Annotated in this window: 15 protein-coding genes; 6 read left to right on the top strand and 9 right to left on the bottom strand. The window is 62.6% G+C overall.

Features of this window, described 5'->3' with window-relative positions; translation table 11 throughout:
* Positions 1–3: 3 nt before the first annotated feature.
* Positions 4–936 (top strand): 2-hydroxyacid dehydrogenase, encoded by a 933-nt coding sequence (locus tag ACR3EN_RS07715; RefSeq protein ID WP_480823662.1) that lies wholly within the window; start codon positions 4–6, stop codon positions 934–936.
* On the opposite strand, the gene ACR3EN_RS07710 is transcribed toward ACR3EN_RS07715, so the two are convergent.
* The 6 genes from ACR3EN_RS07710 to ACR3EN_RS07685 form a co-directional block, all read right to left on the bottom strand.
* The gene (locus tag ACR3EN_RS07710; RefSeq protein WP_480823660.1) at positions 933–2,948 is read right to left on the bottom strand and encodes a M3 family metallopeptidase; all 2,016 of its coding nucleotides are present in this window, start codon (positions 2,946–2,948) and stop codon (positions 933–935) included. The genes ACR3EN_RS07715 and ACR3EN_RS07710 overlap by 4 nt on opposite strands.
* A 63-nt stretch (positions 2,949–3,011) precedes the next feature.
* Entirely contained in the window at positions 3,012–4,058 is a 1,047-nt protein-coding gene (locus ACR3EN_RS07705) for a HesA/MoeB/ThiF family protein (RefSeq protein WP_480823658.1), read from the bottom strand.
* The gene (gene dut, locus ACR3EN_RS07700; protein ID WP_480823656.1) at positions 4,058–4,513 is read right to left on the bottom strand and encodes a dUTP diphosphatase; all 456 of its coding nucleotides are present in this window, start codon (positions 4,511–4,513) and stop codon (positions 4,058–4,060) included. The genes ACR3EN_RS07705 and dut overlap by 1 nt, the downstream gene beginning before the upstream one ends.
* Positions 4,514–4,540: 27 nt before the next feature.
* Positions 4,541–5,737 (bottom strand): bifunctional phosphopantothenoylcysteine decarboxylase/phosphopantothenate--cysteine ligase CoaBC, encoded by a 1,197-nt coding sequence (gene coaBC / locus ACR3EN_RS07695; RefSeq protein WP_480870786.1) that lies wholly within the window; start codon positions 5,735–5,737, stop codon positions 4,541–4,543.
* A 63-nt stretch (positions 5,738–5,800) separates the two neighbouring features.
* Positions 5,801–6,622, bottom strand: coding sequence for a ChaN family lipoprotein (locus ACR3EN_RS07690; RefSeq protein ID WP_480823652.1), 822 nt, complete (start codon positions 6,620–6,622; stop codon positions 5,801–5,803).
* Positions 6,619–7,497: an RNA polymerase factor sigma-32 gene (locus ACR3EN_RS07685; RefSeq protein WP_480823650.1), complete on the bottom strand. Its 879-nt coding sequence runs from the start codon at positions 7,495–7,497 to the stop codon at positions 6,619–6,621. The genes ACR3EN_RS07690 and ACR3EN_RS07685 overlap by 4 nt, the downstream gene beginning before the upstream one ends.
* Positions 7,498–7,598: 101 nt before the next feature.
* Between ACR3EN_RS07685 and cobU the strand changes: the two genes are divergently transcribed.
* The 4 genes from cobU to ACR3EN_RS07665 are packed head-to-tail and all read left to right on the top strand — an operon-like array spanning position 7,599 to position 11,201.
* Positions 7,599–8,120 (top strand): bifunctional adenosylcobinamide kinase/adenosylcobinamide-phosphate guanylyltransferase, encoded by a 522-nt coding sequence (gene cobU, locus ACR3EN_RS07680; protein WP_480823690.1) that lies wholly within the window; start codon positions 7,599–7,601, stop codon positions 8,118–8,120.
* Positions 8,117–8,695 (top strand): histidine phosphatase family protein, encoded by a 579-nt coding sequence (locus ACR3EN_RS07675; RefSeq protein WP_480823648.1) that lies wholly within the window; start codon positions 8,117–8,119, stop codon positions 8,693–8,695. Before cobU ends, ACR3EN_RS07675 begins: the two co-directional genes overlap by 4 nt.
* Before the next feature lie 58 nt (positions 8,696–8,753).
* Complete coding sequence (locus tag ACR3EN_RS07670) at positions 8,754–9,638, top strand: glutathione S-transferase N-terminal domain-containing protein (protein ID WP_480823646.1); 885 nt, start codon at positions 8,754–8,756, stop codon at positions 9,636–9,638.
* A gap of 48 nt (positions 9,639–9,686) precedes the next feature.
* Positions 9,687–11,201 carry a YifB family Mg chelatase-like AAA ATPase gene (locus ACR3EN_RS07665; protein ID WP_480823644.1) on the top strand — a complete coding sequence of 505 codons (1,515 nt, stop codon included), beginning with the start codon at positions 9,687–9,689 and terminating at the stop codon, positions 11,199–11,201.
* Here the strand turns inward: ACR3EN_RS07665 and gshB are convergent.
* The 3 genes from gshB to rsmI form a co-directional block, all read right to left on the bottom strand.
* Positions 11,198–12,130, bottom strand: a complete 933-nt coding sequence (gshB, locus tag ACR3EN_RS07660; protein WP_480823643.1) for a glutathione synthase — start codon at positions 12,128–12,130, stop codon at positions 11,198–11,200. The genes ACR3EN_RS07665 and gshB overlap by 4 nt on opposite strands.
* Positions 12,131–12,191: 61 nt before the next feature.
* Positions 12,192–12,563, bottom strand: a complete 372-nt coding sequence (locus ACR3EN_RS07655; protein WP_480732976.1) for a YraN family protein — start codon at positions 12,561–12,563, stop codon at positions 12,192–12,194.
* 1 nt (position 12,564) lies between these two features.
* The gene (gene rsmI, locus ACR3EN_RS07650) at positions 12,565–13,422 is read right to left on the bottom strand and encodes a 16S rRNA (cytidine(1402)-2'-O)-methyltransferase (RefSeq protein ID WP_480823640.1); all 858 of its coding nucleotides are present in this window, start codon (positions 13,420–13,422) and stop codon (positions 12,565–12,567) included.
* Positions 13,423–13,509: 87 nt separating this feature from the next.
* Between rsmI and ACR3EN_RS07645 the strand changes: the two genes are divergently transcribed.
* Entirely contained in the window at positions 13,510–14,682 is a 1,173-nt protein-coding gene (locus ACR3EN_RS07645; protein WP_480823638.1) for a penicillin-binding protein activator, read from the top strand.
* Positions 14,683–14,700: the final 18 nt, after the last annotated feature.

Genomic DNA, 14,700 nt, shown 5'->3' with positions numbered 1-14,700 from the left:
TTCATGCCCGTCAACGTCCTGTTTTCCGCCCGCCCCGGGCTGTGGCCGGAATATGAACCGCTGCTGCGCAAAGGGCTGGCCGAGGCCGGGCTGGACTTTCATCTGGCCACCGACATTCCGCCCGATCAGGTCGACTATGTGGTCTATGCCCCGAACGGAGGGTTGCGGGATTTCACGCCCTTCACGCGGCTGAAAGCCGTGCTCAGCCTCTGGGCCGGGGTCGAGAGCATTTCCGGCAATGAAACCCTGACCGTTCCGCTGGCGCGGATGGTGGATAGTGGGTTGAAACAGGGCATGACGGAATGGGTGGTGGGCCACGTGCTGCGCTATCACCTTGGGATGGATCGCCATATCGCTCAGCAGGATACGACGTGGGAGCCGGACGCCCCACCGTTGGCCACGCAGCGCACGGTCTGCATTCTGGGTCTGGGCGAATTGGGTGAGGCTGCGGCACGGGCGCTGGCCGCGTTGAATTTCGATGTCATTGGTTGGAGCCGCACCGCCAAGGACATTCCCGGCGTGACCTGTCTGCATGGGGCAGATGGCCTGCGGGGCGCGTTATCACAGGCGGAAATCCTTGTGCTGTTGTTGCCGGACACGGCGGCCACCACAAATATACTGAATGCTGATACGCTTGCCCTGCTGCCGAAAGGCGCCTGCATCATCAACCCGGGCCGGGGGCCTTTGATTGATGATGATGCCCTGCTGGCAGCCCTGAATTCAGGACAGGTCGACCACGCCACGCTGGATGTGTTCCGCACCGAACCCCTGCCGCCCGAGCATCCCTATTGGGCGCAGCCAAACGTGACGGTGACGCCGCATATCGCCTCGGAGACCCGGCCTGCGACCGCCGCTCAGGTCATTTGCGAGAATATTCGCCGAGGTGAAGCGGGCGCGCCCTTTCTCCACCTCGTCGACCGTGATCTGGGTTATTAGACCGCGATCAGCCCGCGGCCTTTCAACAGGGCTTCGACCCCCGGCAGACGCCCGCGGAAGGCCAGATACAGGTCCTCGGCCTCGCGTGAACCGCCGGTTGACAGAATGTTGTCCTCCAACGCTTTGGCGCGTTCGGGGTCAAACGCACCGCCCGCTTCTTCGAACGCTGCGAACGCATCCGCATCCATGACCTCGGACCACATATAGCTGTAGTATCCCGAGCTATAGCCGTCGCCCGCAAACACATGGGCGAAATGTGGCGTCGCGTGGCGCATTCCGATGGCCGAGGGCATTCCCAGATCGGCCAGAACCTCTGCCTGCTTGGCCATCGGGTCCGCGGGTGCGGCCCCGTCATGGAAGGCCAGATCGACAAGGGCCGAGGCGACATATTCGACCGTCTGGAACCCCTGATCGAAATTGGCGGCCTGCAGCACCTTGTCCAACATCTCTTGCGGCATCGGCGCGCCGGTCTCGGCATGGGTTGCGAACTCGGCCAGTACCTCGGGCACTTCCAACCAGTGTTCGTAAAGCTGGCTGGGCAGTTCCACGAAATCCCGCGCCACCGAGGTGCCCGAGATGCTTTCATAGGTCACGTTGGACAGCATCTGATGCAGCGCATGGCCGAACTCGTGAAACAGGGTGCGGGCGTCGTCATAAGACAGCAGCGCCGGATCGCCCTTGGCAAAGTTGCAGACATTGATCACGACCGGAGCCTGCGCCTTCGGGAACTTCGCCTGCCCGCGCATCGCGCTGCACCACGCGCCCGAGCGTTTTGAGCCGCGCGCGAAGTAATCGCCGATGAACACCGCGATATGCTGCCCGTCGCGTGTCACCTCCCACGCACGGCAATCGGGGTGATAGAGCGGCACGTCCAGCGGCACGAACTCCAGCCCGAACAGGCGGCCCGCGCAGGCAAAAGAGGCCTCGATCATGCGGTCCAGTTGCAGGTATGGCTTCAGCGCGGCTTCATCGAGATCATGTTCGGCCTTGCGGCGTTTCTCGGCATAGTAGCGCCAGTCCCACGCTTCCAGCGGGCCGTTGACGCCATCCTCTTGCATCATCGCGGTCAGCACCTCGGCATCTGCGTTGGCGCGGGTTTTGGCGGGCTGCCACACATCCATCAACAGATCACGCACGCGATCCGGTGTGCGGGCCATCTCGGTCTCAAGCTTGTAGTCGGCAAAACTGTCATACCCCAGCAGATTGGCACGTTCCTCGCGCAGGCGCAGGATTTCAGCCGCAATCTCTCGGTTGTCGGTCTCACCGCCATTTGCCCCCCGCGCGGTCCACGCGCGATAAGCCTTTTCACGCAAATCCCGACGGGGCGAGAATTGCAGAAACGGCACGATGATCGACCGCGACAGGGTCACGACGGGGCCATCCGCCCCCTTCTCCTGCCCCGCAGCGCGGGCGGCATCCACCGCAAAACCCGGCAGGCCCTGCAGGTCATCCTCGGTCAGGTCCATGAAACAGTCCCGCTCATCGGCCAGCAGGTTTTGGGTGAAAGATGTGCCCAGCGAGGCCAGCCGCGCCTTGATCTCTTGCATCCGCGCATCGGCCTCGCCTTCCAGCGCAGCGCCTGCGCGGACGAACCCGCGATGCGACAGCATCAGCACACGCGCCTGCTCGTCTGTCAGGCCCAACTCGCCCTTGCGCGCCCACAGATCGGCCACCCGTTTAAACAACGCCTTGTTCGATGAAATGCCCGCGAAATGCGCCGCAAGTTTCGGAGAGAACTCCCGCTGCAACTCTTCCCGCTTGGGGTTGCTGTCCGCCCCTGCAACCGTGAAGAACACCGACAGAACCTTGTCCAACTGCTCGCCTGCGGCCTCCAGCGCCTCGATGGTGTTGGCGAAACTGGGTGCCTCGGGGTTCGCCGCGATTGCGTCGATCTGCGCGTTATGCGCCTGCAGTGCCTGTTCCAAAGCAGGGGCGAAATCACCGTCTGAGATCTCAGCAAACGGGGCGAGTTCGAAGGGCGTAGTCCAGTCGGACAGGATCGGGTTGGTCATGCGGGTCTCCTTTGGTCTCTACCTAGGAAACCCACCCGCAAGGGTCCAGTGCGCGCGATGAAATTACGCGCCTGCACCGCAGATGGGGCAATCGGCGCGCTGCGACAAAGTGATCTTGCGGCTTTCGCCATAAAGCGCATCGTAGATCAACATCTCACCCCGAAGGGCCTGCCCCGCACCCGAAATCACCTTGATCGCCTCGACCGCCATCATCGAGCCGACAACACCGGGCAGAGGGCCAATCACGCCCGCCTCGGCGCAGGACGGGGCCAGACCGGGGGCCGGGGCCTCGGGGAAGATGCATTGATAGCAGGGTGCGCCGCTGGCGGGATCAAAAACGCTCAGCTGCCCTTCCCATTGCGACAGCGCGCCCGAGATCAGCGGTTTGTTCAGCGCGACGGCGGTCCGGTTGGCCAGATAGCGGGTGTCGAAATTGTCGGTGCCGTCGAGGATCAGATCGAAATCGGCAAACAGGTCTGCCGCGATCTCTTCGGTCAGCCGCCGGTGATAGGGCAGGACAGTCACGTTGGGGTTCTGCGCTTCCATCGCCTGCTGGGCCGAAAACACCTTGGGCATCCCGATATCCGCATCGCGGTGAATGACCTGCCGCTGCAAGTTGGCGTTCTCGACCTCGTCATCGTCGATCACGCCGATCGTGCCCACGCCCGCCGCAGCCAGATATTGCAACGCCGGAGCCCCCAGACCGCCCGCGCCGATCACCAGCACCCGCGCCTGTTTCATCTTCTTTTGCCCCGGCCCGCCCAGCTCGCGCAGGACGATGTGGCGGGCATAGCGTTCCAGCTCGGTCTCGGTGAACTGATCTGAGGGCATCTTGGGCTCCTTAGCCTCGGCGGTTTCCGCTCGGTTTCGCAGCGCTTTCACGCCCCGACCATAAAGCAGAACCAGCACCGCAGAGCCAGCAAGGATCAACCACATCGCTGCAGAGCCGCCAGTTGCCTGACGCAAGGGATTGCCTTCGGGCAAAACCAGTTGCGCAACGATCACCCCGGCCAGCAGAGTGCCAATAGACACCATCCGCGCATTGCGCGACACACCGGCCATCCAGCCCACGCCCCACAGCCCGGCGGCAAGGATCAGAACCAGCAGCATCAGCCGCGCCCGGTCGAACCAAAGCCACCCTCGCCCCGGTCGGTCTCGGACAGGGCATCGGTGGCCTCGAAAGTGGCCTGCACCACGGGGGCGACGACAAGTTGGGCGATGCGCTCTCCGTGGGTGATTTCGAACGGATCCTGCCCAGCATTCAGCACGATCACCCCAAGCGGGCCGCGATAATCGCTGTCGATGGTGCCGGGTGTGTTCGGCAGGGTGATACCATGCTTCAACGCCAGACCCGAGCGTGGACGCACCTGTACCTCAAACCCTTGCGGTATTTCGATCCGCAGGCCCGTGGGCACCAACACCCGCTGTCCGGGGTCAAGCATGATCGAAGCCTTGCCCGGCAGGTTGGCTCGCACATCGGCCCCGGCAGCTCCCGATGTTTCGTAAGAGGGCAACGGGATCGACGGATCAGACCCATCCTCGCGGATCACACGAATTGCAACCATCCCGATACCTCTCGTTCTTTGCGGAAACTACCCTGCCAAGGCCGCAGCAATCTTCTGCGCCAGTCGTTCGGCCACGGCGTCCTTGCCCATGCGCGGCCATTCCTCGGCCCCTTCGTCCGAGATCAGGATCACCGCATTCTCGGACCCGCCCATGATACCTGTTGCCGGGCTGACATCATTGGCCACGATCCAGTCACACCCCTTGCGCGCGCGTTTGGCAGTGGCGTGTTCGATCACATTGTCCGTTTCCGCCGCGAAACCCACCACCAGCGCGGGGCGGCCCGTCTGCATCCCGGCGACGCGTTTGAGGATGTCCGGGTTCTCGGCAAATTCCAGCGCCGGTAACCCGTCGCGGCTTTTCTTCAGCTTCTTGTCCGAGGCCGTGGCCACGCGCCAATCGGCCACCGCTGCGGCAAAGACACCTGCATCGACAGGCAAAGCAGCCTCGACCGCATCGGACATTTCTTGCGCGGTCTCAACCGCGACAACCTGCACGCCTTCGGGCGGCGCAACATCGGCTGGGCCGGTAACAAAAACCACCTCGGCGCCCAGCGCCGCCAGCGCCCGCGCCACCGCTGTGCCCTGCGCGCCCGAGGACCGGTTGGCGATATAGCGCACAGGGTCAATCGGTTCATGGGTCGGGCCAGACGTCACCAGCATACGCTTGCCCTTCAAGGGGCCGTCGCCAAGCTGCGCCTCTATGGCTGCAACAATCTCAAGCGGTTCCGACATGCGGCCCGGGCCGAATTCGCCACAGGCCATGTCGCCCTCATTCGGGCCGACAAAGCGGACGCCATCGGCCTGCAGCTGCGCCAGATTGCGCCGCATTGCCGGGTGATCCCACATCCGCACATTCATCGCGGGCGCACACAGAACCCGAGTATCGGTCGCCATCAGCAAGGTCGAGGCCAGATCATTGGCCAGCCCCCCCGCCATCTTGCCCATCAGATCGGCCGTCGCCGGAGCCACCACGATCAGATCGGCCGAGCGCGACAGCTGGATATGCCCCATCTCGGCCTCATCCGTCAGGTCAAACAGATCGCGATAGACCTTTTCTCCGGCCAGCGCTGACACCGAAAGGGGCGTCACGAACTCCTCAGCCGCGCGGGTCAGAACCGGCGTGACGGCTGCCCCACGCTCGCGCAGACGCCGGATCAGATCCAGTGCCTTATAAGCAGCGATTCCGCCACCGATAATCAGCAGAATGCGTTTGGATGCCAGCATCTCTAGCCCTTCCCGTCCCGGTCGACCCCGACATTAGGCAAGGCGGTCGGGCAGTTCCAGCAGTTAATTCTGAGTCTCGAAGGCCTTGCAGGGGTCCTCGCGCTCGACGGTCGGGCTGTCGATCACCGCGTCAAACTCACCATTGATAAGCCCATCTTCGGACTGCCCCAATACAAAGACCTTCAGGCCCGGACGCAACCGCGCAAGGAAAGTTGGAATGCCGCGGTCCTTGCGGGCATGGCCGTTGCCCGTGATCACCGCAATCGGCCCGCCGGTTTCATCGGTCGCCCGCAGAATAGCGCGGGTCAGCACCGCATCGCGCAACCTCTGGATCGCCACCATCTGCGGTAAAGCTTCTACGGGCAGCGCGTCACAATGGGCTGCAAGCTGATCAGCTTCCCGCGCGGCCTGATCCTCGGGCGACAGCGGAATGGTCAAGCCATAGCGCGCAGCATCCGCGCCCAGCGCGGTGGCAGCACCACGCTCCATCGCGGCACGGGCTGCAGCACGAGGGACCATGGCCCCATAGACCGGCGCGTTCGAAGCCTGAAAAACCGGGTAATACATGCTGAGCGGCGGCCAGCCGGATTCAGCCCAGCGTAGAATGCGAGACAAGTCCTCGGGGTTCGTGGCCGCCTTTTGCGCCAATCGCTGCGCGCCTTCCTCTGTCACCATCTCCCAGACCACACCCGAAGGGTTGATGGCTTCGATCGCCTCTTTCTGGACAAGGTGGTGACGGGGGTTATCGTGGATTTCGCCAAGAATAACGACGTCGGCGGCCTGCATAGCCTCGCGCACATCCTGAGGGATCAGGTCAGCCGAATACCCGGCACGAGGTAAGACCGTGAACAGCACACACGCTACGAAAATCGCAATTTGTTTCATGCGAAGAAGTGTTGCACCTCGCGCGATTGCGCTTCAAGGTTCTTGCGCATCTTTATGAAGGCTGCGGCCTCAAGCTGACGCACCCTTTCTTTCGAGAGCCCAAGCTCTTGGCCCAAGCTTTCAAGGGTGCGCGCCGGTTCACGCAGCTTGCGCTCGCGCACGATGAAACGCTCTCGATCGTTCAGCGCCTGCATCGCGGTCACCAACCAATCGCGCAGTTGCTCGGTGTCGTGGCTGTGTTCAACGGTTTCAGCCGCCTGTTCGCGGTCGTCTTCCAGCGCATCAATCCACTCGCGCCCGTCTTCATCGGTCGATTGCACCGCATTCAGCGAGAAATCGGACCCGGCCAGCCGGCCTTCCATCATCTCGACATCGCGCAGCGGCACACCAATTTCAGACGCAATCATCTGATGCAGTTGATGGCGATCCAGCTCCTGACCCTCGGTCGCAGCTTCTCGCTCAAGCCGGGCCTGAACCCGGCGCATGTTGAAAAACAGAGATTTCTGCGACGATGTCGAGCCGGTGCGCACCATGGACCAGTTCCGCATCACATAATCCTGAATGCTGGCCTTGATCCACCAGACCGCATAGGTCGAAAATCTTACACCGCGATCGGGATCGAATTTGTCAGCAGCCTTCATCAGGCCCAGACCGGCCTCTTGAATCAGATCATTCATCGGCGCGCCATAGCGCTTGAACTTGGCCGCCATCGAAATCGCAAGCCGCATATATGCGGTGATCAAACGGTGCAACGCCTGTTCATCTCGTTCATCGCGCCACGCATAGGCAAGCCTTAGCTCGGTTTCGGCATCCAGCAGTTCGGCCTTCATCGCCTGCCGGGACATTGAAAAATCATGTGCGTTGTCCAGTGCCATGCAACTCTCCCTTTTCCACCGGCTTTTGGCCGGGCTTGTCATGCCGACTTAGGGTCGATACGCAGGGCAAAACCGGGTGGATCACCAGAAAGGTAATAAAAGTGCACCCTAATTTAACCTTTGTGCTGGGCGGCGCGGCTTCTGGCAAGTCGCTTTTTGCTGAACAACTATCTGTTTTAACAGGGAAAAGCCGCGTTTATCTGGCAACATCACAAGTCTTTGATGACGAGATGCGCCTGAAAGTTAGGCAACATATTGCACAAAGAGGCAGCAGTTGGGAGACAATAGAGGCCCCGTTTGATCTGTCGCCCGAACTGGCAAGGCTGACATCAGATCAGGTTTGCCTGATCGATTGTGCCACCATGTGGCTGACCAATCACCTTCTGGCCGAAAATGATCTTGAGCGGGCCCGGTCCGCGTTGCTTGCCTCGCTGAAAGACTGCGCGGCACAGATCGTCATTGTCTCTAACGAAGTCGGCCACGGGATCGTGCCCGACAACGTCCTGTCGCGCCGCTTTCGCGAGGCGCAAGGGCGGCTGAACATTGCGCTGGCCGCGCAGGCCGACCGTGTGGTGCAGGTGACTGCTGGGTTGCCCTTGGTCCTGAAAGGCGCCCCCCTGTGACCCGCCTGCATCTGGTACGGCACGGGCCGACCCATGCAAAAACCATGGTCGGCTGGTCCGACCTGCCCGCCGACCTGAGCGACACCGCTGCGCTCGACCGGCTGTCCGCGCATCTGCCAACGCAGGCCATCGTGATCTCATCCGACCTGGTCCGCGCCGCCGACACCGCCAGCGCCATTCAAGGCCCGCGCACACGCCTGCCCCACCGCGAAGACCTGCGCGAGATCAACTTCGGCAGCTGGGAGCTGCGTGGCTTCAGAGAGATCGAGGCCGAAGACCCCGAACTGTGCTTTGCCTATTGGGACAATCCGGGCGAGGTCCGCCCCCCCGACGGTGAAAGCTGGAATGAGGTCCGGGCGCGGGTTGATGCGGCCATCGATACGCTGATTGCCGCCCATACCGGCCACGATCTGATCATCGTGGCCCACTTCGGCGTGATCCTGACGCAAGTGCAGCGCGCTCTGAATGTCGACGCGCAAGAGGCGTTTGGCCACCGGATCGACAACCTCTCGGTCACCGAGATCACCCATCACGGTGATCGCTGGTCCGTGGGTCGGATCAATCACCGACCGTGATGGGGCCGCGCACAAATCTCTGATTTACCAAGGCCGCGCCATCCGACATCGTTCGCGGATGACCTATGACCTTTTCATCGGCGACCGCCTGTTCTCCAGTTGGTCCATGCGCGGATGGCTTATGCTTGAGAAGTTCGGCCTGCCCTACCGCACCCATATGATCGGCCTCTATTCCGGCACGATGGCGGCGGATATGGAACCGCTGGCCCCTGCCCGCCTCGTCCCGGCGCTGCGGCTGCCAGAGGGAACCGTGGTTGGCGAAAGCCTTGCCATGGCCGAAACACTCGCCGAGCGCCACCCCGAAGCCGGGCTGTGGCCCACAGATCCCGCCGCCCGCGCGACCGCCCGCTGGCTGTGCGCCGAGATGGTTGCGGGATTCTCAGCCCTGCGGGGCGAATGCCCGATGCAACTGCGCCAATGCTGGCAAGGATTTCAGCCCTCTCCAGAAACCCTGTCTGACCTGCAGCGAATCGAGACCCTTTGGGCGCACGCCCGAACCCTCTCAGGCGCTGAAACCGGCCCGCTATTCGGGGCCTATTCCCTGGCGGATGTGTTCTACACCCCGGTCGCCGCGCGGATCATCGGTTATGGCCTGCCGGTGACCGACACCAACCGCGCCTATTGTCTTGAGCTGCTCTCCGACCTGTCGGTCCGGCAATGGCGCGCGATGGGTCTGACCGTTTCGTATGATCCGTTTCCCTATCCGCAGAATGGGCCCGTGCAGGACTGGCCGGTTGGCGGAACCTCTCGGCCCAAGGCCCTCGCCTCGGGTCCATCAGTCAACTCAACCTGCCCCTATTCCGGCAAACCCGTCACCGACTACCTCGAACTCGACGGCCAAATCTGGGGCTTCTGCAACCCGTTCTGCCGCGACAAAACCGTGGCCGACCCGGGGGCATGGCCAAAATTCACCGCCATGGTGGCAGACGTTAACCATTCCTAAACCGCAACCATGGCAGCAACGTCCTGTTAACCACGAAACAGGATTGCCATGGTCGCCCGCGCCCATACCGTAGCCTTTCAAGGCGTAGACGCCCGCCCGGTCGAGGTGCAATGCGCCGTTTCACCGGGCCTTCCGGCGTTCTCGATCGTCGGCCTGCCCGACAAGGCCGTGTCCGAGGCGCGCGACCGGGTGCGCAGCGCGCTCAGTTCGATGGCCATTGCCCTGCCGTCGAAACGGATCACCATCAACCTGTCCCCCGCCGACCTGCCGAAAGAGGGCAGCCATTTCGACCTTCCCATCGCTGTGGCCCTGCTGTCCGCGCTGGACATCATACCAACCGACGCCGCCGAAGGGGCCGTGGCGTTGGGAGAGCTATCGCTGGACGGATCGCTGGTGCCGGTCGTCGGCGCCCTGCCAGCTGCCATGACCGCCGCCGCAGAGGACCGCGCGTTGCTCTGCCCCGCTGCCTCCAGCGCCGAGGCCGCGTGGGTTGACGCAACACAGGTGATCGGCGCGGGCTCACTGGGGGACGTGGTCCGCCACTTTACCGGCCAATCCGCGCTGCCCGCCGCGACACCGGGCGAAGTCAGCCTGTCAGCCTCCGCGCGCGACCTGCGCGACGTCAAAGGGCAGGAACGCGCCAAACGCGCGCTGGAAATCGCCGCCGCTGGCCGCCATCACCTGATCATGATCGGCACACCCGGTTCAGGCAAATCCATGCTGGCGGCCCGGCTGCCCGGCATCCTTCCGCCACTGACACCGGTCGAGGCCTTGGAGACCTCGATGATCCAGTCTCTCTGCGGTTTGCTGGACGAAGGCGGCATCAGCCGCGCCCGCCCCTTCCGTGAACCGCACCACACCGCATCCATGGCCGCCATCGTCGGTGGCGGCAAGGGCGCAAAGCCCGGAGAGATTTCGCTGGCCCATAACGGCGTTCTGTTCATGGACGAATTCCCCGAATTCCCGCGCACCGTGCTGGAAACCCTGCGCCAGCCCATCGAGACCGGAGAGGTCATGGTCGCCCGCGCCAACGCCCACGTCAAATATCCCTGCCGGTTCATGCTGGTGGCGGCGGCCAATCCCTGCAAATGCGGCTACCTGACCGACCCTGCGCGCGCCTGTTCCCGCGCGCCAGTTTGTGGCGAGGATTATCTGGGCCGGATCTCGGGGCCGTTGATGGATCGGTTCGACCTGCGAATCGAAGTGCCGCCGGTCAGCTTCACCGACCTTGATCTGCCGCCCTCGGGCGACAGCTCGGCCACGGTGGCCGCGCGGGTCGAGGCCGCCCGCGCCCTGCAGGCCGACAGGTTCCGGGACATGCCAGGCACGCGGCAGAACGCCGACCTTGAAGGCACGTATCTGGAAGATTGCGCCGCCCCGGACGCCGAAGGAAAAGACCTGCTTTTGAAGGCCTCAGAACGGTTCGGCCTGTCGGCCCGCGCTTTCCACCGCATCCTGCGGGTCGCACGATCCATCGCTGATCTGGAAGGCGCACCAGACATCCGCCGCCCCCATGTCGCCGAGGCCCTGAGTTATCGCATCAGCGCCAAGGTCGGCGGTTAAAGCTTCGACTCAATCGCTTGCCAGATTTTTTCGGCGATGTTCTCGCCGTTGAACCGTTCCAGCTCCTGAATGCCGGTGGGGGACGTCACGTTGATCTCGGTCAGGTAGTCGCCGATGACGTCGATGCCGACGAAAATCTGGCCCTTCTCTTTCAGTAGTGGCCCAATGGCGGCGCATATCTCCATGTCGCGGTCGGTCAGACCAATCTTCTCGGGCCGCCCGCCCACATGCATGTTCGAGCGCGTCTCACCCTCGGCTGGGACCCGGTTGATGGCACCCACGGCCTCGCCATCAACTAGAATCACCCGTTTGTCGCCATTGCGCACGTCGGGCAGGAATTTCTGGACGATCAGCGGCTCGCGGGAAAATCCGGTGAACAACTCGTGCAGGGAGGTCAGATTGCGATCATCCGGCCCCAGCCGAAACACGCCGGCGCCGCCGTTGCCATAGAGCGGCTTGAGGATGATATCCCCGTGCTTCTCCTTGAACGCCTTGATGGTCTGCAGATCGCGCGCAATCGACGTGGGTGGGGTGAGATCAGGAAAGTCCAAAACCAGCAGTTTCTCGGGATAGTTCCTGACCCAGAACGGGTCATTCACCACCAGCGCCTGCCCTTTCAGGCGATCCAACAGATGGGTCGATGTGATGTAATGCATGTCAAACGGTGGATCCTGCCGCAGCCAGACCACATCAAAGTCGGCCAGATCAACCTCACGCTCGGGGCCAAGCACCGCTGGGTCGCCCGGCACACGCTGCACCGTCATGTCGTGACCGCGCGCTGTAATCCGCCCCTCCTGATAGGCCAACTGGTCGGGCCCGTAGAAAAACAGCTCATGCCCACGGGCCTGCGCTTCTTCGGCCAGACGGAACGAGCTGTCGGCATTGATATCCACGGCCCCGATCGGGTCCATCTGAAAGGCGATCTTCATGGCGTATCCCTCAGTTCTACGCCCGATACATGGCGCACAGACCTGACGGGTTCAATGGCGATCAGCCGTGACCAAAGGCGTTTTCGATAATTTCAACCGCACCAGAACCATCGACTAGCGCCGCGTCAAAGCGCACATTTGTCAGTTGCCCACCTGGTTCATGCTCGAGAAACTGCGCGGCGGACGCGTAGATTCGGTCGATTTGCCGGGGGCTGATCCGCGCCGCTGCGGTCGCGAAGCTTGTGCTTTTCTTAACTTCGACGAAGACGATCCCGTCCGCATTCCGCACGATCAGGTCGATTTCACCTCCAGCCCCGCGCCACCGGCGATGGGCAATCGAAAACCCGCGCCGCTCATAGTCGTTGGCGACGCTCAGCTCTGCTGCTTCTCCTGCGTGATAAGAAACCGAGCCCCGGACGGATCGCCGTGTCATGTCATCCCTTTCCCAGCTTCAGGGCCTTTTGATAGATCGGCCTGCGCGGCAGGTTGAACATCTCTGACACCAGATCTGCCGCGTCGCGCACCGAATGGGTTTCCAGCGCCCGTTTCAAAGCCTCTTCTACGTCAGACTCGTTAACAGTTTGCGAATGCGCGCGATCCACAAGCAGGACGATTTCGCCCTTCACCGTCGCGCCCTGATACTCTGCCGCCAGATCAGCAAGCGTTCCGCGCCGCACCTCTTCGAATTTCTTCGTCAGCTCACGGCACATCGCGGCCTGCCGCTCGGCGCCCAGAACATCTGCCAAATCCTCAAGGCTTGCGGCCAGCCGCTTGGGGGATTCGTAGAACACCAGCGTTCCGGGAATGTCGCGCAGCGCCTCGATGCGCGACCGCCGTGCGCCTGAGGCATTGGGCAGAAAGCCCGCGAAAAAGAACGCATCCGTGGGCAGCCCCGCCAATGTCAGCGCCGCCAGGGCCGCCGAGGGGCCCGGGGCGCAGGTGACGGCAAAGCCTGCCTCAGCCGCCTGCCGGCCCAGATCATAACCCGGATCGGCGATCAGGGGCATCCCGGCCTCGGACGCGTAGGCAACCGACTGCCCCGCCTCAAGCGCCTGAAGAATCTTGCTGCGCGCGCCCGCGCCGCTGTGGTCATGATAGGCCAGAATCCGGCGACCCTCGAGCGGCACGCCGTGGATTTCCATCAACCGGCGCAGGCTGCGGGTATCTTCGGCGGCGATCATGTCCGCCGAGGCCAGCACATCCAGCGCCCTGAGCGTAATGTCGCGCGCGGTCCCGATGGGAGTGGCAACAAAATACAGGCCCGCGGCCAATCTGATCTTTTGGAAATTCAAAGCTGGACCCTCAGAGCGTGACGTTTATTATCGCGGATCGTTAGACCAAGGTGCCCTCAGACGCCGGATCAGGGAGTTTTCATTTAGATGTTTACCGTTTGCAAGCCCACCCGCAAACTGGCGAAATCCGCCATTGCTCTGGCCACGGCCGCATTTCTGGCCGCCTGTGAAGTGGGCGGCATTAGCGGAGGCCCGTCGATCGATACCTCTGATCCTGTGCCGGTGGCCCTGCTGGTGCCAAGCGGATCGCCACAGGCAGGTGATGCGGCGCTGGCACGAAGCCTTGAAAACGCGGCGCGTCTGGCAATGGCAGATTTGCAGAACGTAAAGATTGACCTTCGGGTTTACGATACCGCCGGAAACGCCGGCACCGCGTCAACGGTGGCCCAACAAGCTGTCGCCGATGGGGCCAAGATCATCCTCGGCCCGGTATACGCGCAGGCGGCAAACGCTGCCGGTCTTGCTGTGCTGAACAACAATGTCAACGTGCTGTCATTTTCGAACAATACCGGCATCGCCGGTGGCAACGTTTACGTTCTGGGACCTACATTCCAGAACACGGCCAACAGATTGGTCAATTTCGCCGGTCGTCAGGGCAAAACCGGAACAGTAATCGTGCACAGCAACGACCCTGCCGGTCAGCTTGGCCAGTCCGCGATCGCAACAGCGCTTGGGAGCAGCCGGGTCAAGAATGCTGGCACTGTGGGGTATGACCGGTCTCAGCAAGGCGTCATCAACTCGGTGCCGACAATCAAAGCGACAGTCGATGCCAACGCCGCCGATTCGATTTTCATGACCGCGACCACGGCGGGCGCGTTGCCTCTGTTCAGCCAGTTGCTGCCCGAGGCGGGCGTCTCACCGGCGAATGTTCAGTATATCGGTTTGACGCGGTGGGATATTCCATCGCAAACGCTGGACCTGCCCGGAGTACAGGGGGGCTGGTTTGCCCTGCCTGATCCGGCCAAAGCTCAGGCGTATCGCCAGCGTTACAACAACACCTATGGCGAGGCACCGCACCCGATCAGCGGTCTGGCCTATGATGGGATCGCCGCCATCGGCGCGTTGGTCAGCCAAGGCAAATCCAACGCGCTGACCGGTGCCGCACTGACACAGAATGCCGGTTTTCAGGGCGTTGGCGGAATCTTCCGCCTGCGGTCGAACGGGACAAACGAACGCGGTCTGGCGGTTGCCACGATCCAGAACAAACAGGTGGTTGTGATTGACCCTGCTCCACAAAGCTTCTCTGGCGCCGGATTCTGAGCCACCGGCGCAGGCGAC

The sequence above is a fragment of the Ruegeria sp. G7 genome (assembly GCF_056535465.1).
This window is presented reverse-complemented; position numbering and strand designations above follow the sequence as displayed.